The 17,486-nt window shown below is 63.3% G+C and carries 18 protein-coding genes; 13 read left to right on the top strand and 5 right to left on the bottom strand.

The genetic code is table 11. From position 1 onward, the window contains the following. Positions 1-39 precede the first annotated feature (39 nt). Positions 40-546: a molybdopterin-guanine dinucleotide biosynthesis protein B gene (gene mobB / locus FP2506_RS16380; protein WP_007068711.1), complete on the bottom strand. Its 507-nt coding sequence runs from the start codon at positions 544-546 to the stop codon at positions 40-42. A gap of 106 nt (positions 547-652) precedes the next feature. Between mobB and FP2506_RS16375 the strand changes: the two genes are divergently transcribed. Then, on the top strand, positions 653-1,543 hold the full coding sequence (locus FP2506_RS16375; protein WP_007068710.1) for a helix-turn-helix transcriptional regulator: 891 nt from the start codon (positions 653-655) through the stop codon (positions 1,541-1,543). Positions 1,544-1,571: 28 nt separating this feature from the next. Here the strand turns inward: FP2506_RS16375 and FP2506_RS16370 are convergent, their stop codons facing one another. From FP2506_RS16370 to FP2506_RS16360, 3 genes are read right to left on the bottom strand one after another with little or no spacing between them, the layout of a single operon-like run. Next, positions 1,572-2,411 (bottom strand): ABC transporter substrate-binding protein, encoded by an 840-nt coding sequence (locus FP2506_RS16370; protein ID WP_007068709.1) that lies wholly within the window; start codon positions 2,409-2,411, stop codon positions 1,572-1,574. 47 nt (positions 2,412-2,458) lie between these two features. Beyond that, a complete protein-coding gene (locus FP2506_RS16365; protein ID WP_007068708.1) occupies positions 2,459-3,247 on the bottom strand; it encodes an ATP-binding cassette domain-containing protein in 789 nt (262 codons plus the stop codon). Beyond that, positions 3,240-3,962, bottom strand: a complete 723-nt coding sequence (locus tag FP2506_RS16360; RefSeq protein WP_007068707.1) for an ABC transporter permease — start codon at positions 3,960-3,962, stop codon at positions 3,240-3,242. The genes FP2506_RS16365 and FP2506_RS16360 overlap by 8 nt, the downstream gene beginning before the upstream one ends. 215 nt (positions 3,963-4,177) lie before the next feature. Here FP2506_RS16360 and FP2506_RS16355 point away from each other — a divergent pair, with 215 nt between their 5' ends. The 12 genes from FP2506_RS16355 (at position 4,178) to FP2506_RS16305 (ending at position 15,179) form a co-directional block, all read left to right on the top strand. Beyond that, a complete protein-coding gene (locus FP2506_RS16355) occupies positions 4,178-4,783 on the top strand; it encodes a TorD/DmsD family molecular chaperone (protein WP_244404222.1) in 606 nt (201 codons plus the stop codon). 95 nt (positions 4,784-4,878) lie between these two features. Continuing rightward, complete coding sequence (locus FP2506_RS16350; RefSeq protein ID WP_007068705.1) at positions 4,879-5,082, top strand: twin-arginine translocation signal domain-containing protein; 204 nt, start codon at positions 4,879-4,881, stop codon at positions 5,080-5,082. Positions 5,083-5,144: 62 nt separating this feature from the next. After that, positions 5,145-8,156, top strand: coding sequence for a formate dehydrogenase subunit alpha (locus FP2506_RS16345; RefSeq protein WP_007068704.1), 3,012 nt, complete (start codon positions 5,145-5,147; stop codon positions 8,154-8,156). Positions 8,157-8,171: 15 nt separating this feature from the next. After that, entirely contained in the window at positions 8,172-8,768 is a 597-nt protein-coding gene (gene fdh3B / locus FP2506_RS16340) for a formate dehydrogenase FDH3 subunit beta (protein ID WP_040489206.1), read from the top strand. A 263-nt stretch (positions 8,769-9,031) separates the two neighbouring features. Then, positions 9,032-10,231, top strand: coding sequence for a formate dehydrogenase subunit gamma (locus FP2506_RS16335; protein ID WP_007068702.1), 1,200 nt, complete (start codon positions 9,032-9,034; stop codon positions 10,229-10,231). A gap of 20 nt (positions 10,232-10,251) precedes the next feature. Further along, complete coding sequence (locus tag FP2506_RS16330; protein ID WP_007068701.1) at positions 10,252-11,646, top strand: c-type cytochrome; 1,395 nt, start codon at positions 10,252-10,254, stop codon at positions 11,644-11,646. Positions 11,647-11,689: 43 nt separating this feature from the next. After that, positions 11,690-11,818 (top strand): hypothetical protein, encoded by a 129-nt coding sequence (locus FP2506_RS19395; RefSeq protein WP_007068700.1) that lies wholly within the window; start codon positions 11,690-11,692, stop codon positions 11,816-11,818. Further along, positions 11,815-12,780, top strand: coding sequence for a S1C family serine protease (locus tag FP2506_RS18185; RefSeq protein WP_007068699.1), 966 nt, complete (start codon positions 11,815-11,817; stop codon positions 12,778-12,780). Before FP2506_RS19395 ends, FP2506_RS18185 begins: the two co-directional genes overlap by 4 nt. Further along, positions 12,777-12,968 (top strand): DUF6494 family protein, encoded by a 192-nt coding sequence (locus FP2506_RS16320; RefSeq protein ID WP_007068698.1) that lies wholly within the window; start codon positions 12,777-12,779, stop codon positions 12,966-12,968. Before FP2506_RS18185 ends, FP2506_RS16320 begins: the two co-directional genes overlap by 4 nt. Before the next feature lie 29 nt (positions 12,969-12,997). After that, complete coding sequence (locus FP2506_RS16315; RefSeq protein WP_040489205.1) at positions 12,998-13,759, top strand: biotin/lipoate--protein ligase family protein; 762 nt, start codon at positions 12,998-13,000, stop codon at positions 13,757-13,759. Then, positions 13,756-14,817, top strand: coding sequence for a DUF6352 family protein (locus FP2506_RS16310; protein WP_007068696.1), 1,062 nt, complete (start codon positions 13,756-13,758; stop codon positions 14,815-14,817). Before FP2506_RS16315 ends, FP2506_RS16310 begins: the two co-directional genes overlap by 4 nt. Positions 14,818-14,831: 14 nt before the next feature. Continuing rightward, the gene (locus FP2506_RS16305) at positions 14,832-15,179 is read left to right on the top strand and encodes a hypothetical protein (protein WP_007068695.1); all 348 of its coding nucleotides are present in this window, start codon (positions 14,832-14,834) and stop codon (positions 15,177-15,179) included. Between the two features lie 114 nt (positions 15,180-15,293). On the opposite strand, the gene FP2506_RS16300 is transcribed toward FP2506_RS16305, so the two are convergent. Then, positions 15,294-17,333: a 4Fe-4S binding protein gene (locus FP2506_RS16300; RefSeq protein WP_007068694.1), complete on the bottom strand. Its 2,040-nt coding sequence runs from the start codon at positions 17,331-17,333 to the stop codon at positions 15,294-15,296. Positions 17,334-17,486: the final 153 nt, after the last annotated feature.

The following is a 17,486-nucleotide window of genomic DNA, read 5'->3' as shown; positions in this document are numbered from 1 at the left end:
CAAGGCATCCGCGCGGATGCAGTCCACTTGAGTCTCGGGTCATTCCGTCTGCGGTCGGCTCTCGACGAAGTCGGCGATGCCGGCGACATCGTCGAGGTCGAAGACCGGAAGCATTTCGTTGTCGACCTTGTTGTCCGAGGCGACGGCGACGATGCCCGGCACTCTGCCGGCAAGCGGCGTATGGTCGACAGCATCCTTTCGGCGGCATTCGATCTTCTCGTGAGTGCTCTGCTTGAAGCCTTCGACGATGACGAAGTCGCTGGAGGAAAGGTGTGTGAGCATCTCCTCAAGGGTCGGCTCGTCCGCGCCCTTCAATTCGTGCATCAGGGCCCAGCGGACCGAGGAGACGATCGCGACCTCTGCGGCGCCCGCAGCGCGGTGCCGATAGGAGTCGGTGCCCTCCTGATCGACGTCGAACGCATGGTGGGCGTGCTTGATGCTGGCGACGCGGTGGCCGCGCGCGGTCAGCTCCGCAATCAACCGTTCGGTGAGGGTGGTCTTGCCGGAGTTCTTCCAGCCCGTGATACCGAAAACGATCGGCGCCATGTCCGGGTCCTTCAATCTGCTTTGCTGAAGCGGGAAGAGCCCTCAGGGGTCATTCCCGGTCGCGACACGATTGCCCTTGTAGCCGGTGCCCGTCTAGATGCGTTCCATGGAAACTTCCGGCCCCGATTATCTGACAACGAAGGAGCTTGCCGAGCTTCTGCGCATCAAGGAGCGCAAGGTCTACGATTTGGCGTCAAACGGCGAGATCCCTTGCGTGCGTGCGGTCGGAAAGCTTCTCTTCCCGGCTGGGGAAATCGCGGCATGGATGGGCGCAGCGCGCTCCGGTCCCCAGGTCGAAGACGAGAGGCGGCCGCTGGTGCTGGCAGGCAGCCACGACCCTTTGCTCGATTGGGCCCTTCGCCAGTCCGGGAGCGGCCTTGCAGCCTTCTTCGACGGCAGCTGTGACGGATTGGAGCGATTCGCCAACCGGGAGGCCATGGCGTGCGGGCTTCATCTGCGTGGGACGGACGGGAGTTGGAACGTCGACGCGGTGGCAAAGCGATTTTCGCGCGACCCCGTCGTCCTCATCGAATGGGCGCGACGCGAATGTGGCCTCATCGTCGCGTCCGGCAATCCGAAGGCGATCGCCGGATTGTCCGATCTTCCTGCGCTGAGGGTCGCCAGGCGGCAGGCCGGGGCCGGCGGATCGGTCCATTTCGAGGCGCTGCTCTTCGAGGCCGGGCTCGATTTCGAGATCCTCGACGGACCCGAAGCGCTGGCGCGCACCGAGGACGATCTCGCTCGCCTCGTCATGGAGGAAAGGGCCGATGCGGCCTTCGGCCTGCGCGCGGTCGCAGCGCAATTCAGGCTCGGTTTCGTGCCCCTCGCCGAGGATCGCTTCGATCTTCTGGTTGGCCGCAAAGCCTATTTCGAGCCATCTTTCCAGCGTCTCACAGGCTTCATGCGAAGTCCTGAATTCGCCGAGCGGGCCCGCACCATGGCCGGCTACGACGTGTCACGGACCGGCATGGTCCATTTCAACGGTGGTGGGCGCTGACGACACGCCACGGCCCACCCACACAGTATCAGGCCCCATCAGCCGTCGTCGCGTTGGGGAAGAAAAGCTGCTGGCCGTCGACCTTGTAGGCGGCGATCGCGTCCTGGCCTTCTTCAGACAGAACCCAGTCAATGAACGCCTGGCCGGCCTCGGCCTTTACGTTCGGATGTTTTTCCGGGTTCACGAGGATGACGCCGTATTGGTTGAAGAGCTTCGGATCGCCTTCGACCGCGACCTCATGTTCGCCCTTGTTGCCGAAGGAGATCCAGGTCGCGCGGTCGGTAAGAACATAAGCGCCCATGCCGACAGCGGTATTCAACGTCGCGCCCATGCCGGAGCCGGTCTCGCGATACCATTGGCCCGAAGCGCTCGCGACCTCCTTGCCGGCTTCGCCCCAAAGCCGCATCTCGGCTTTGTGGGTGCCGGAATCGTCGCCGCGTGAGGCGAACGGGCTCTTGCTTTCGGCGATCTTCTCGAGCGCTTCAACGACATCCGCGCTGCCCGCAACGCCGGCGGGATCGGAAGACGGGCCGACGATGATGAAGTCATTGTACATGACGTCGAACCGCTCGACGCCCTGACCGGCCTCAACGAAGGCTTCTTCTGCCGGCTTGGCGTGGACGAAGAGCACGTCGCCGTCACCGTTCTCGGCATTCTTGATGGCCTGCCCGGTACCGACCGCCACGACGCGGACCTCGATGCCGGTCTTCTCCGTGAATTTGGGCAGGATTTCCTCGAAGAGCCCGGAGTTTTGGGTCGAGGTGGTCGATTGGACGATGATGAACTCGTCGGTTTGCGCCTGAGCCCCGCTTGTCAAAAACATACCGGCGAGGCCGACGGCCGCCGACAGAAAAGTATGTCTGAACATAGCTATTATCTCTTTCTGCGTTGCCGTTTCGCGCGAGACGGACGGACTCAGGTCAAAATCTGACCGGCGAGAAAATCTCTCGCCGGCGCACTCTCGGGCTGGTCGAAAAAGTTCGCAGCGGGCGTCTGCTCGGTCAGCCGACCGTGATGCATGAAAATCATCTCATGCCCCAGACGCCTCGCCTGCCCGATATCGTGGGTGACCATGACCACCTTCACGCCCCGCTTGACGGCGCGGGCGACCATCTCCTCGATCGCCAGCGTCGACTGCGGATCGAGGCTCGAAGTGGGCTCGTCGAGAAAGACCAGTTCCGGCTCGGTGGAAAGCGCGCGCAGCATGGCGAGGCGCTGCTGCTCGCCGCCCGACAGGGTCCGTGCCGGCTGATCGGCCACCTTCTCGAAGCCGCCTTCGACGAGAAGCCGTGCCGTGCGCTCGGCACGTTCGGCCCGGCCGACGCCTTGCGCCTTGAGCGCGAAGCCAAGGTTGGACGCGACCGACCGGCGCAGCATGACCGGACGCTGAAAGACCATGGCCTGGCGCTTGCGGGCTGCCGTATCGATCGGTCTTCCGCCGAAGCTGATTCTGCCGGTCGTGGGGACGATGAGGCCGTGCAGGAGTTGAATGAGCAGGCTCTTGCCGGCCCCGTTGGGCCCAAGGATCATCGTCGCGCCGCTCGAGCCGATGCTCAGGGTCTCGATATCGACGAGAACGCGATCGCCGGTCCTGAAGGTCAGCCCCTCGGCCGTCAGAGGCAGGAGCGACTGGTGTGAGGTCAGCACCTCGGTGCGGGCGAGCGGAGTCGATGCAAATGGCGGGAGGAAAGCGAGGCTAGGCATGGGCGAGGCCCGTCGTCGCGCCGCGCGTCGATGCCGTGCCGAGGGCCGAGACAGCGGCGTTGACGAGAATCGCGATCAGAATGAGGACGACACCGAGGGCGAGTGCGAGGGCGAGATTACCTTTGGACGTTTCCAAGGCGATCGTCGTCGTCATGACCCGCGTGACATGGTTGATGTTGCCGCCAACGATGATGACCGCCCCCACTTCGGCGATGGCGCGGCCGAAACCGGCGAGCAGCGCGGTCATCAGGCTGATCCGCGCATCCCAAAGAAGCGTCGGTACCGAACTGAAGCGCGACAGGCCGAAAGAGCGCAATTGAAGACGGTATTCGGCGTCGAGGTCTTCCACCGTCTGGCGGGTGAGCGTCGCGACGATCGGCAGAACCAGGATGAACTGCGCAATGATCATCGCTGTCGGCGTGTAGAGGAGGTGCAGGACGCCGAGCGGTCCCGATGCGGATAGCGCCAGATAGACGAAGAGGCCGACGACGACCGGCGGCAGGCCCATCAAGGCATTGAGAATCACCGTCACGACCCGGCGTCCCCGGAACCGCGAGACTGCGAGAGCCGCACCAAGGGGCATTCCGACGCATGCCGCGAAGACGACCGCTGTGATGGACACCTTGAGCGACAACAGGACGATCGCCCAAAGCTCACCATCGCCCGTGATGACCAGAGCAAGGGCACTCAACAATGCTTGTGCGAAATCCTGCATTTTTTCCCGGGCGTAGGCGTATGCGGAAAATTCTGCGCAATCAAAGCATCATGAATGGCGACCTGTCCAGCGGAAACGATTTCGAAGCAATCATGGTGCGTGAAATCGCGCAGCGGTATCGCGCCAGAATCAGGCGGTTAGCCAGACTGGAACCGTTCGAAAGTGATTGCCGAGCGAAACAATAACTGTTCTAATGTGTGCGGGAGAGAAACGACGTGCACACACAGAACGCTGCTGTTTCGCAATTGCTGGACGAAGCCGATCATCTGAGGGTCAATCTCTATCGGATGCTCGCCGGCCTGCTTGCACGTTCGCCCGATCAGGGTGTCTTGACGTCGCTTTCCAGTCTTTCCGGAGACGAGACCGAACTCGGCCAAGCGATCGGAGATCTCTCAAAATGCGCCGTTGAGATGACGGCCGAGGACGTCTCAGACGAGTATATTCGACTGTTCATCGGCGTTGGACGCGGTGAACTCGTGCCGTTCGGCTCGTACTACCTCACCGGATTTTTGCACGAGAAGCCGCTTGCCCGCCTGCGCTCCGCCATGGCGCCCCTCGGCATCGAGCGGGCACCGGAGGTCAAAGAGCCGGAGGACCACGCCGCCGCACTGATGGACATGATGGCCGGCCTGATCGACGGCTCTTTCGGCGAACGACAACCGCTCCACGTGCAGCGCGACTTCTTCCGCGAGCATGTCGGATCATGGATCGGGCACTTCTACCGGGATCTGGCCGCCGCCAAGGGGGCACGTTTCTATGCCCCGGTCGGGCGGATCGGCGCTCTGTTCACCGAGATCGAGGATGCCGGGTTCGACATGTAGGCGCCGAGCGGACGATCCGTCCGAGGCAAGGCAGTAATTTTAACGGTTCCAAGGAAAGTCTGCGGACCGAGACGGAAACAGGACGGGAGAGTTCGATGAGCGAATCGAAGAAAGATGGAGTGACGAACCGTCGTTCGTTCCTGAAGTTCGCCGGTATCGGCGGCGTTGCGACCGGCGCGGTCGCTTTGGCTTCGTCGGTCGGCACGGCCGAGGCTGCTGCAGAAGACGAACCGCGGGACGGCGCCGGCTACAAGGAAACGGCGCACGTCAAATCCTTCTACGACACCGCGCGCTTCTGATTGCGCAACGTGGACCGAACAGACCCTGCAGGCGACTGCACGAACTTTAAGCGGAGGCGAGAATGCTGAAGAAAAAAGCCGCGACGACGGCGCGCTCTGCGCGACTGGCTTCGACGCTCTCGGAATTCACTCATGGCGCAGTCGACCGGCGGACATTCCTGAAGCGGTCGGGCCTCACCATCGGCGGCGCGGCTGCCATCACCTCGCTCTCCGGCGGTATGGTGCGCAAGGCGAAAGCCGCAGACGGCGCAGCCGACGGGGCGGTCTCGGTCAAAAAGTCGGTCTGCACCCACTGTTCGGTGGGCTGCACCGTTCTCGCCGAAGTTCAGAACGGTGTCTGGACCGGACAGGAGCCGGGCTTCGATTCGCCCTTCAACCTCGGTGCCCACTGCGCCAAGGGCGCGTCGGTACGTGAGCACGCACATGGCGAACGCAGACTGAAATATCCGATGAAGCTCGTCGGCGGTAAGTGGCAGCGGCTCAGCTGGGACGAGGCGATCAACGAGGTCGGCGACAAGATGCTCGAGGTGCGCGAGGCGGCCGGACCGGATTCGGTCTACTGGCTCGGCTCGGCCAAGCATTCCAACGAGCAGTCCTATCTCTTGCGAAAGTTTGCCGCCTACTGGGGCACGAACAACGTCGACCATCAGGCGCGCATCTGTCATTCCACCACGGTCGCAGGTGTCGCGAACACCTGGGGCTACGGCGCGATGACGAACTCCTACAACGACATCCACAATTCCAAGGCGATCTTCCTGATCGGCGGCAATCCGGCCGAGGCCCATCCCGTCTCGCTGCTGCACCTGCTGAAGGCGAAGGAAGAAAACAATGCCCCGCTGATCGTCTGCGACCCGCGCTTTACGAGAACGGCGGCCCATGCCGACGAATTCGTCCGGTTCCGTCCTGGTACCGACGTCGCTCTGATCTGGGGCATTCTCTACCACATCTTCGAAAACGGCTGGGAGGACCAGCAGTTCATCGAAAGCCGTGTCTGGGGCATGGACCAGATCCGTGCCGAGGTGGCCAACTGGACGCCTGAGAAGGTCGAGAACGTGACCGGCGTTCCCGGCTCGCAGCTCCAGCGTGTCGCGCGGACCATGGCACAGAACCGGCCAGGCACGCTGATCTGGTGCATGGGCGGCACCCAGCACACCAACGGCAACAACAACACCCGCGCCTACTGCATCCTGCAGCTGGCTCTCGGCAACATGGGCAAGGCCGGCGGCGGGACCAATATCTTCCGCGGCCATGACAACGTGCAGGGCGCGACCGATCTCGGCGTCCTTGCCGACACCCTCCCCGGTTATTACGGGCTAACTGACGGTGCATGGGCGCACTGGTTACGCGTCTGGGAGGAAGATCCCAAATGGATGCGCGACCGCTTCGCGGTGATGGTCGGCAAGGGCGACGACGGCGGCGACCGGCCGATGATCAACGAGACCGGTATCCCCGTGTCGCGCTGGATCGACGGCGTGCTGGAGCAGAAAGAGAACCTCGTCCAGCCCGAAAACACCAAGGTGATGGTGTTCTGGGGCCATGCGCCGAACTCGCAGACCCGTCTGCCAGAAATGCAGAAGGCAATGAGCCAGCTCGACATGCTGGTCGTGATCGATCCCTATCCGACCATGACGGCGGTTCTGCAGGATCGCACCGACGGCGTCTATCTCCTGCCGGCCTCGACCCAGTTCGAGACCTACGGCTCGGTGACGGCGTCGAACCGCTCCCTGCAGTGGCGCGAAAAGGTGGTCGAGCCGCTCTTCGAATCGTTGCCCGATCACGCGATCATGCTCAAGTTCGCAGAGAAGTTCGGGTTCGCCGATCGTATGTTCCGCAACATCGCGATCGAGAACGGCGAGCCGTTGGTCGAGGACATCACCCGCGAGTTCAACCGTGGCATGTGGACGATCGGCTACACCGGCCAGTCGCCGGAGCGCATGAAATCGCACATGCAGAACCAGCACGCCTTCGACCGCACGACATTGCGAGCTCGCGGCGGCCCGAACGATGGCGACTACTACGGGCTGCCCTGGCCATCCTGGGGCACGCCAGAGATGAACCATCCGGGCTCCGCGAACCTCTACGACGTGTCGATCCCGGTCGCAGAGGGCGGCATGGGATTCCGCGCACGCTTCGGCGTTGAGCGCGACGGCGACAATCTCCTCGCCGAGGGCGTTTATCCCGTCGGTTCGGAGATTGAGGACGGATATCCCGAATTCACCTTCGCCATGCTTCAGGAGCTTGGCTGGGACGGCGATTTAACCGCCTACGAGCGGCAGATGATCGAGTATGTCGCCGGCTTCCGCGACGAGCGTCCGACCAATACCGATATTGGCGAGACCTCGCAGACGGGCGATATCCCCTCCGACAACGACGACAGCCGGCCGAGCGACTATGCCGAGAAGATGGGCGCGGTGAACTGGAAGACCGACCTTTCCGGCGGGATCCAACGTGTCGCGATCGCTCATGGCTGCGCGCCCTACGGCAATGCCAAGGCCCGTGCCGTCGTCTGGACCTTCCCGGATCCGGTCCCGATCCATCGCGAGCCGCTCTACACACCGCGCCGCGACCTGGTGGCCGACTATCCGACCTACGAGGACAAGACCTTCTGGCGCGTGCCGACGGCCTATGCCTCGATCCAGAAGGACGACTACTCCAAGGACTTCCCGATGATCATGACGTCGGGCCGTCTGGTGGAATACGAAGGTGGCGGCGACGAAACCCGCTCCAATCCGTGGCTTGCCGAACTGCAGCAGCAGATGTTCGTGGAGATCAATCCTTCCGATGCGAACAATCTCGGTGTCCGCGACAACGACAATGTTTGGCTGCACAGCCCCGAGGGCGGCAAGATCCTCGTGGCGGCTATGGTGACGGAGCGCGTCGGTCAAGGCGTCGTCTTCACGCCGTTCCACTTCGGCGGCTATTTCCAGGGCAACGATCTCAGGGCGAAATATCCTGACGGTGCTGACCCATACGTCCTCGGCGAGGCCTGCAATACGGCGCAGACCTACGGCTACGACTCGGTCACGCAGATGCAGGAAACCAAATCGACGCTCTGCCGGATCGAAGCGGCGTAAGAGGAGACAGAACCCATGGCACGAATGAAATTCCTCTGCGACGCGGAACGCTGCATCGAGTGCAACGCATGCGTCACCGCATGCAAGAACGAGAACGAGGTTCCCTGGGGCGTCAACCGCCGCCGCGTCGTCACCATCAATGACGGCAAGCCCGGCGAACGCTCCATCTCGGTCGCCTGCATGCACTGCTCGGACGCGCCCTGCATGGCCGTCTGCCCGGTGGACTGCTTCTACCAGACAGCCGACGGCGTGGTGCTTCACTCCAAGGATCTGTGTATCGGCTGCGGCTACTGCTTCTACGCCTGCCCGTTCGGCGCGCCGCAATATCCGGAGGCCTCGAATTTTGGCACACGGGGCAAGATGGACAAGTGCACCTTCTGCGCCGGTGGCCCGGAAGAGGACATGTCGAACATCGAGTTCCAGAAATACGGCCGGAACCGCATCGCCGAGGGCAAGCTGCCGCTTTGCGCGGAGATGTGTTCCACCAAGGCGCTTCTCGCGGGTGACGGCGATACGGTCTCGCAGATCTATCGCGAGCGCGTGGTGGCACGCGGCTTCGGTGCCGGCGCATGGGGCTGGGGCACGGCCTACGACCAGAAGGTTGGCGGCTGAGCCGAACCTGAATGCGGAGCTGGCAACCTGCGAGCCGCCTGCTCCGCCCGCAACGGGCAGATAGGAACGCTGGCGAGATCGGCGTTTCGGCGCATTGACGGTACACCGTTTGCCTGGAAAGCTATTCCCAGGGCCGAACTGCGAGTAACCGGTAATCCGGATCGCTCTGAAAACGAATGACGAAACCGTCTGCGCGGAACGGGAGCGAGTGGCACGGTCTTCGGTAATCCGGAGAGGCGCGCCAAGGTGAGGGAGTGAAGCGAATGACGATTGCGAGGTCGGTGGGCGTCCATCCCTTTGCAGGGGTCGTGGTGGGCAAACTGCGGCAGATCTTGGCATTGGCGGCTCTGGTCCTCTTCGGCCTGTTCACCGCGACCGATTTCGCTTCTGCCCAAAGTTCTGTGCGGCCGCCGGACAGCGGTATCGCCTCGCCGTCCAACCCGACCGGCGGCCAAGTCCCGGGCAATTCCCTCGGCAACACCTCCGACACCGAGATGTGGCGTCAGGTCAAGGAAGGCATTCAGGGCAGCGTATCCCTTCCCAACGAGCAGTTGGGCTACATGGTGCAGCCCGGCGGCGAGAGCTGGCGTCTCATCCGCAACGGGCCATTGTTCGACTATCTCGGACTGATGATGATCGGCACGCTGATCCTGCTTGCCGTATTCTTCGCCATTCGCGGCCGGGTCCGCATCGACAGCGGCAAGTCCGGTCGCACCATAGAGCGCTTCACGCTGATCGAGCGCACGGCCCACTGGCTGATGGCCCTCTCCTTCATCGTGCTGGCGATCAGCGGGCTCAACATCTCTTACGGCCGCGACCTGATCATGCCGCTCATCGGCAAGGAGGCATTCGGCCCGATGTCGTCCTTCCTGAAATTTTCGCACAACTACGTCGCTTTCGCCTTCATGCTGGGCCTCGCAGCGGCCTTCGTGATGTGGGTGGTTCACAATATTCCGGGACCGCGCGACGTGGTGTGGCTGGCCAAGGGCGGCGGGTTGTTCACCAAGGGCACGCATATCCCGGCAAAGAAGTTCAACGCCGGACAGAAGATCATCTTCTGGTCGGTCATGCTCGGGGGCTTCTCGCTCTGCCTTTCCGGCTGGGCGCTGCTGTTTCCCTTCGAGCACGCCTTCTTCACCGATACGGTGACGATGCTCGCAGCGATCGGTCTCGACGTCCCGGCATGGCTGGGCCTGCCGGAGCCACCCTACACGATGATGCAGGAGCAGCAGGCCAATTCCATCTGGCACGCCATCATGGCGGTGCTGCTCACCTGCCTAGTCTTCGCGCACATCTACATTGGCTCGATCGGCATGGAGGGCGCCTACGACGCCATGGGCAGCGGCGACGTTGATCTCAATTGGGCGCGGGAGCACCATTCGCTCTGGGTCGACGACGTGATGGCCAAGAAAGGCCAGAGCGGAACGGGACCCAATTCTCACGCGGCCCAGCCCGCCGAATAGAACGCGACAGGCGGACCGCCATGTTTCGCCAGATGGCCATGGGACTGGTGCTTGTCGCGTGCCTCGGTTCGGGCGTTATAAGTGTCCGTGCCCAGAGCAGTGCCGTGCCCGCAGTGCAAGCCGAGAAGGCCGAGCAGGGATGGCCTGACCGCCTCGCAGGCCATGGCGGCCCGATCAAATCCGTGGTCCTGTCCGAAGACGGAAAGCGGGCGCTGACGGCTTCTTTCGACTACTCCGTGATTCTATGGGCGCTGGACCGCGAGGATGGCCGCATCCTTCATCGTCTCGAAGGCCATAAGGCGGCCGTCAACGACGCCACCTTCATACCAGGTACGAACAAGGCGGTCTCCGTCGGCGATGACGGGGCCGTGGCGATCTGGGATCTCGACAGAGGTGCCCTTATCGAGCTCATTGAGGATACAGGCGAAAAGGCGCTCGACGTCGCCGTCAGCCTCGACGGCAAGCTTGCCGCGGTTGCCCGCTGGGACGGCACCGCAAGGCTGTTCGACCTCGTTAAGGGCAAAGAGGTCGATACGCTTTCGGGCCACGACGGCAACGTCAACGCCGTGGCGTTCTCGCAGGACGGCCGCACGCTTTACACCGCCGCCTATGACGGCCGCATCCTTGTGTGGCCGATAGCGGACGGGCGCATTTCCGGGTCCTCGCGGCTTCTTCACGCGGCCGGATGGGGCGTGAACGTTCTCGCCACCCTGCCCGGCGGCTCGCTACTCGCCTTCGGAACGATCGACGGCGATGCCGGCGTCGCAGATCTGGAAACCGGCGACACGGCTATCCTGAAGGATGGAGACCACCCCGTCCTTGCGCTCGCGACGTCGCCGCGCGCCAGCACCTTTGCCCTCGGCACGGCCAATGGCGAGATCGCGGTATTCGACATCGAGACAGGCGCGGAGATCGAAAGCTATGGCGATCTCTACGGGCCCGTTTGGGGCCTGTCCTTCACGCCGGAAGGCGACCAGCTCTATCGCGCTGGGCTCGACGATTTCGCCATTCGGTGGCAGGTGTCGCCGACGAAGCCGTTCCAACAGACGCCATCGGTGTATCCTCGCCGGTTCCAAGCCTATGATGTCGAGGATCCGGGTGAGCGCGAATTTCTGCGCAAATGCTCGGTCTGCCACACGCTCACACCCGACGACGCGAACCGGGCCGGGCCGACGCTCTACGGTCTGTTCGGGCGCAAGGCAGGGACGGTCGATGGCTATGCCTACTCGGAAGCCCTGAAGAATTCCGATATAATCTGGACTGCAGAGACGGTCGGTCGGCTCTTCGACGATGGTCCGGACGTCATGACGCCCGGCACGAAGATGCCGATCCAGCGCCTCAAGAGCGTGGAGCGCCGGGATGCGCTCGTCGACTATCTCGCCCGGGCGACGGCCCCGGTCGGCGACATGAACTAATGCAACGAGCGGCGCGCCGGCGCCGCTGAGGAGATGAAGAGAGATGTATGCGTTCTTGCTCAGCGCCGTGATCATGCTGGGGGTGGCGCTTGGCGCCGGCTTTCTCTTGAACGGCGAACTGCAGATCTCCGCTCAGCAGGCCTACACGACGGACAACGTGCGCCTGCAATGACTTTCCGGGCGGCGGCTCGCAGCGCCGTCGTTGCTTTGTGCTTCGGGGTTCTGGTCGTTCCTTCCTCAGCCCAAGACTGGCGAAGCGGCCTGACGGATCGCGTCGGCCCATCCATCGTCGCGGTCCTGCCCGATCTTCCGCCTGGCGAGATCAATCAGGAAGAGCCGGAGGGCACGGCTTTCGCGATCGGAGACGGGCGGCGGCTCCTGACGGCCGATCATGTGCTCGGACGCGCCAATTCGGTTCGTCTTCGTCTCGCCGACGGAACAATGATTGCCGCCGAGATCGCGGTGCGCGATCCGGAGACGGACATGGCCACTCTCAGTATCGCCGAACCCCTCCCCGCCCTTGAATGGGGACCGGATGCCAAGCCCGGCGCCGACATCTGCGTCATTGGCAACGCCTTCGGTCTCGGGCCGAGCCTTACCTGCGGCGTGGTCTCGGCGGTCGAACGGCGGGGTGTCGGCTTCAACCGAGTCGAGGACTTCGTCCAGACCGACGCTGCGATCAATCCCGGCATGTCGGGCGCGCCGCTTTTCGCGGGCGACGTGGGCGTGGTGGGCATGGCGAGCGCGATTTTCACGAAGACGTCCGACGGCAATCTCGGAGTGAACTTCGCCGTCTCGGCGCGTCTCCTGAAGGCCGTTGTCGAGGATATGCGCGACGGGCAGATCGACCGGGGGCCACAGGGACTGTTGTTGCGTCCGACGGTTGGGCCAGGCGAGACCGGTACGCCGCATGCCGAAATCGTCCGCATCGTGCCGGGTTCGCCGGAAGCTGCGTCAGGGCTTACGACCGGCGACCGGCTGATCTCGATCGAGGCGCTTGAGATTGCGGGCCAGCCGGACTACCTCACCGCTCTCGCACTCTTTGCCGATCGGGCCGAGACATCCTACCGAGTGGAAAGGGACGGGGCGCGGCTCAATTTCACTGTCACTACGCAGAAAAGGGAAACGCCATGAGCGAAGAAGCTTTCAACATGTCGCTGCGCAAGTTCCTCAAGGAGGTCGGTGTCACCTCCCAGCGTGAAATCGAAGAACTGGTCCGAACCGGTTCCATAGAGAAGGGCCCGCTTAAGGTGCGCGTCGCGCTGACGGCCGAGAACGCCGATCTCAACCATGTCGTCGAGGGTGAAATTCAGCTTCCGTGACCCTGCCCGCGCCGACCCCGAGCCTTGAAATGAGCGGCTCCAAGCCAGCGCTGACGATGGCCGATCCGCAGTTTCCGCCGGCGCTCGACGGCCAGGCGGTAGCAGCGGGAGATGATCCGTTCGTGCAAGCCTGCGCAGGTGCAACGGCAGGTACGCTTTCGGCCGGCGATCTCGTCTGGAGCCGGTCGACGACACACGCGGCTGCCGCGATCGTGCTCGAGCCAGAAGTTATGCTCGCCCGCGCCATCCAGATGGTGCCTGTCATGATGGTCGCGGTCGGCGATGCACTGGGGGCGATCGGCCCACCCAATCTGGCTTTGATGTTCAGGTGGCCGGGCACGATCATGGCGAACGGGGCGGCGACCGGGCATGTATCCTTTGCAGCCCTCCCGGATTGGGAGGCAGACGATGTGCCCGATCGCATCGTGGTCGGCTTCGAACTGCTGCTCGATCCGGCCGAATGCGGATGGCGCGAGCCGGGGGAGGATCTCAGGACGACGGCGCTCTACGAGGAAGGTTGCGGCGATCTCGATCGCACCATGCTGATCGAATCGGTCGCGCGGCATTTTCTGGCCGGGATCGACGGCTGGCTGCACGACGGGTTCCGCCCCGTGCATGACGCGTGGTGGAAGCGGGCCGACGAAGACCGCGACATCTCGCTCGATCTCGACGAGGGTTCGGTGAAGGGCGACGTCGTCGGCCTCGACGAAGACGGCGGCCTCCTCCTGAAGACCGGCGGCGAAACCCGGCTCGTCTCCCTGTTGGCAGCGAAAGCGATGGTGGATCGATGAGCGCAACCTCGAAGACCGCGCCGAGCGAACAGCCGGCACGCCGCGCGCCGATCTGGAAATCCGCCGGCCTCCATCTGACCCACAAGCTGGAGAACGGCACCCTCGCTGTCTCGCCGGACTTCCTGCGGGCTTACTACACCCGGCCGGAAATCCATCCGATCGAGGAGAGCTGCGCGGCCGAGCACCAGCTGTTCGAAAAGCTCATGGAAACGCCCACGGCACCAATCAGCGACGCGGAGATCGACGCGATCTCCGATGCCGATACCGCCGACAACTACCGCATGCTCCTCGCCTATCGCGATCATCTTCTGGCGGCCGGCTCGCTGGAGTCCGGCTATTTGGGCCTCTTCCAGGATGGGGCGCCACGCGTGCCGCCTGTGTTCTACGAGCAACTCGTCCACGTCATCCTCTCCTCGCTCATGACCGGCGAGGCCGATCCCTTCGTGCTGCGGGCAAGCGAGGTCTTCTTCCGCGACCAGAAGGTGACGACGGAGAACGGACAGCTCACTCTCGCCGATGCCGAGGTGGTGGAGATGTATTCGCAATCGCGCGGCATGGGCGGGCTTGGGTCTTTGCTCGCCGAAGCCGGAACGCCGATGCGCGATGTCACGCTCGACATTATGAGCGAGGAGAACGCCAAGGGCTATCTCCTGCGCGCCGATCATTTCAACTTCGCACTCGACTTCCGCTTCACCCAACCTGGGCAGGACGCCTTCGCGAGGATCATAGAGCGATGGGTGAAGCACTTCTTTGAGCTGCCTGTGCGGGTTCAGGCGATGCAGTCCATCGCCGACAGCCGATGGTCGTGGCATATCGGGCTCGACGCGGTGGCCAACCAGCTCCTCAACGCGCTCTATAACGGAGAGAGCATCGACGAAGGCGCAAACGCCCGATTCGTGGCCCTCTTCCGCATGGAGATCCTCGATCAGACACGCGTCGTCGACACGATGCGTGGCAAGCCGGTTTATCTCGGTCTCGCAATGACGCCAGATCATCTGGTGCGTTGCAAACCGCAGAATCTTCTGACCAATCTGCCTCTGATAGCCTTCAAGAACTAAACCGGGAGGAGCCCATGGCCGCGACGCCACATAAATTCGTCAATTCGGGGCTGATGCGTCTCGTCGCCATCGTATTGGCCCTCGTGCTGGCGCTGATCGCGGCCTTCGTCTGGCTGAACACCGAGCCTTGGGTCGAGACGGTGCCTGAGCGGGCGGAGGACCTCCAGGCCTATACGACTTCGAGCGACATACAGACGTGCATTGCGAACCGGTCGGCAAATATCGACCAGCTCGTTGAGCAGGAGTTGATGACGGCCGAAGCCGGCGAGGCAGCCCGTAAAGACATCGAAGCGACCTGCGCGGCACGCGGCGAACAGGGAAGCCTGGGCGACAGGACTCGCAATCAGGGGCTTCAGGAGTAAAGCGAATCAGGTCGAACGCTTGACCTTTTTTCCATCGGCGAGATCGAAGCGTCCCTTCGCTCTGGTTTCACTGGGACGCCGGAATTAAACTGAAACAATAGACGCCGCTGTGCCTCAGTCGTCCGAGAAGAAGTCCTCGACCGTCAGACCCTTCTTCTCTGCGTTGATGTAATCCTCGGTCGTTCGGGGGCGTGATCGATGCGCGATGGCGAAGGGATCGCCGCCGTCGGCGGACAGCGCTTCCAGCCGGCAACTGTCGCACATGCGCAGGAGTTGTTTGCGCTCTTCCGTCTGGAACATCCAGTGTTTGCCGGCGAGCGTCTTCGACACGCGCTCCAGCATGCCGCGCGCCACGAAGGGCGTGCCGCAGCGAATGCACTCGGCAGGCTCGTCCTCGTTGAGCGTGACCGGGCGTATCACCTCAGGCGACACGTTGTATCGGGCTTCCAGCGTGATCGCATTTTCCGGGCACGTGGCCGAACAGATGCCGCACTGAACGCAAGCCGACTCAACGAAGCGCAACTGCGGCTTGTCCGGATTGGCCCGCAGCGCGTCCACCGGGCAGGCGGAAACGCAGGCCATGCACAGCGTGCAGGCGTTCTTGTCCACATGGATCGTGCCATAAGGGGCACTCGCGGGCAGCGCGATCAGCTCTCCTTTCGGCGTGCCGGCGTCCGCGAGCTGCTGGATTCCTGTGCGCGCGACGTCCCGCTTCGAGCCGCGGGCGGAGATGGTGCCGCGGGCAATCTCAGGTGCCATCAGCTTATCGTAGAGAATTCCCTCTACCGCATCGGGATCGCGCTCCTCGATGATCGCTACGCGCCCCGCTGCATGGCCCAAGCCTGACAGAAGAGCGTCGACGAGCGCAATCTCCTCGCGCATCGCGACCGTCTCGTCGCTTCGGCGCGGATCGACCAGAATCACGATCGAGCGGAAACCGGCACCGAGCGCCGCGACCATCAGGTCGTGCCCGACGCCGGTGGTGGAATGCTGCGGGAGCGGCAGGACGTTGACGGGCAGGCCGCGGCCTAGCCGCGCCATGGCGTTGATCATCTCCTTGCCGTGGCGCTCGTCGTGGACGAGAAGCACCGGCTCGGTGCCGCCTTCGCCGAGAAATGTGGACGCCAGCGTCTGCACCTGTTCGACGATCTGAGAGCGCTGCGGGTAGGTGTAGGAAACAGCACCGGTGGGGCAGTGAGCCGCGCAATTGCCGCAGCCGCCACAGATCGCGGTGTCGATCAGCACCTCGTCGCCGGCCGGCGTGATGGCACCCGGCGGGCAGACATCTATGCATTTGGTGCAGCCAGTCTTCCGCGAGCGTTCATGAGCGCAGATCGAAGCATCGTAGGTGACATAGATCGGCTTTTCGAATTCGCCCTCGAAGGCGCTCGCCTCGAAAATCGCACGCATGACGGCCGCCGGATCACGCGGGTCGGCGCGCACATAGCCGTCGCGGCCTTCTGGGCGCGCAAAGAGCGGAATCTCGCCGCTGATGTCGACGATGACGCTGCAGGTAGACTTCGCGCCGTTGCGCGGCATGGCAAATTGAGGTGCCCCACGCGAGGACGGAAGCATCGCGGCATAGTCGTCGACGGTGACCTCGAAGCGACCCAGCGTGCCGTTCGCAGCCGTGACTTTGCCCTTGAAGATCGGGAAGTCGAGCATTTCCGGCAGGATGACGTCGTCCGCATCGGCCAGGAGGAGCGTCACTGACAGATCGCGGTTGAGGAGTTGCGCCGCGTCGAGCGCGGCCTGCCCCTTGCCGACGAGAAGGCAGAGGCCATCGCTTTCAAAGGTTCTGAGCCGCGCGGGCTTGCCTTCGACTGCGGCCACAGCTGCAAGAGCAGCCATCTTTGGCGCGACACTGCGCCCGTCGGCAGTCCAACCGGCAGCCTCGCGAATATTGAAGAAGCGGGCGACGCTGCGCTCCTGCTCCTCGGCGATCTCGGCAAAGAGCGGGCTTTCCTGCGTGCATGCGACAATCAGTTCGTCGCCCGAGGCGAGCGCGGTCTCGAAGGCGGCGATGCCGGAGCGGCAGAGATGCGTGTGGACAGGCAAGGCTTCGCCGCCCAGCGCTCGCCCGATGGCGGCGCCGTCGACGCTCATCGACTTTTCGCAGTTGCAGACGAGAACCCGGCGGGCGGTCGATGCCATATGACGAATGTCCCTTGATGCTTCTGGGAGCCACTAGACCGGTCTGATACGACAAACGGAAAGGTCGTGGCTGACTTTAGAACGGATTTAACCTAGAAATGGAGAGGAAAAAATGGTGTCCGCCCAATACGTTCGGATGCCGTAGCGAAAGAA

Source organism: Fulvimarina pelagi HTCC2506 (assembly GCF_000153705.1).
In the GTDB taxonomy this organism is placed as follows: Bacteria; Pseudomonadota; Alphaproteobacteria; order Rhizobiales; family Rhizobiaceae; genus Fulvimarina; species Fulvimarina pelagi.
This window is presented reverse-complemented; position numbering and strand designations above follow the sequence as displayed.

Excerpts from the sequence above, each read along its gene's own strand:
- mobB (WP_007068711.1), bottom strand. The coding sequence starts at position 546 with ATGGCGCCGATCGTTTTCGGTATCACGGGCTGGAAGAACTCCGGCAAG.
- FP2506_RS16375 (WP_007068710.1), top strand. The coding sequence starts at position 653 with ATGGAAACTTCCGGCCCCGATTATCTGACAACGAAGGAGCTTGCCGAG.
- FP2506_RS16370 (WP_007068709.1), bottom strand. The coding sequence starts at position 2,411 with ATGTTCAGACATACTTTTCTGTCGGCGGCCGTCGGCCTCGCCGGTATG.
- FP2506_RS16365 (WP_007068708.1), bottom strand. The coding sequence starts at position 3,247 with ATGCCTAGCCTCGCTTTCCTCCCGCCATTTGCATCGACTCCGCTCGCC.
- FP2506_RS16360 (WP_007068707.1), bottom strand. The coding sequence starts at position 3,962 with ATGCAGGATTTCGCACAAGCATTGTTGAGTGCCCTTGCTCTGGTCATC.
- FP2506_RS16350 (WP_007068705.1), top strand. The coding sequence starts at position 4,879 with ATGAGCGAATCGAAGAAAGATGGAGTGACGAACCGTCGTTCGTTCCTG.
- FP2506_RS16345 (WP_007068704.1), top strand. The coding sequence starts at position 5,145 with ATGCTGAAGAAAAAAGCCGCGACGACGGCGCGCTCTGCGCGACTGGCT.
- fdh3B (WP_040489206.1), top strand. The coding sequence starts at position 8,172 with ATGGCACGAATGAAATTCCTCTGCGACGCGGAACGCTGCATCGAGTGC.
- FP2506_RS16335 (WP_007068702.1), top strand. The coding sequence starts at position 9,032 with ATGACGATTGCGAGGTCGGTGGGCGTCCATCCCTTTGCAGGGGTCGTG.
- FP2506_RS16330 (WP_007068701.1), top strand. The coding sequence starts at position 10,252 with ATGTTTCGCCAGATGGCCATGGGACTGGTGCTTGTCGCGTGCCTCGGT.
- FP2506_RS19395 (WP_007068700.1), top strand. The coding sequence starts at position 11,690 with ATGTATGCGTTCTTGCTCAGCGCCGTGATCATGCTGGGGGTGGCGCTT.
- FP2506_RS18185 (WP_007068699.1), top strand. The coding sequence starts at position 11,815 with ATGACTTTCCGGGCGGCGGCTCGCAGCGCCGTCGTTGCTTTGTGCTTC.
- FP2506_RS16320 (WP_007068698.1), top strand. The coding sequence starts at position 12,777 with ATGAGCGAAGAAGCTTTCAACATGTCGCTGCGCAAGTTCCTCAAGGAG.
- FP2506_RS16315 (WP_040489205.1), top strand. The coding sequence starts at position 12,998 with ATGAGCGGCTCCAAGCCAGCGCTGACGATGGCCGATCCGCAGTTTCCG.
- FP2506_RS16310 (WP_007068696.1), top strand. The coding sequence starts at position 13,756 with ATGAGCGCAACCTCGAAGACCGCGCCGAGCGAACAGCCGGCACGCCGC.
- FP2506_RS16305 (WP_007068695.1), top strand. The coding sequence starts at position 14,832 with ATGGCCGCGACGCCACATAAATTCGTCAATTCGGGGCTGATGCGTCTC.
- FP2506_RS16300 (WP_007068694.1), bottom strand. The coding sequence starts at position 17,333 with ATGGCATCGACCGCCCGCCGGGTTCTCGTCTGCAACTGCGAAAAGTCG.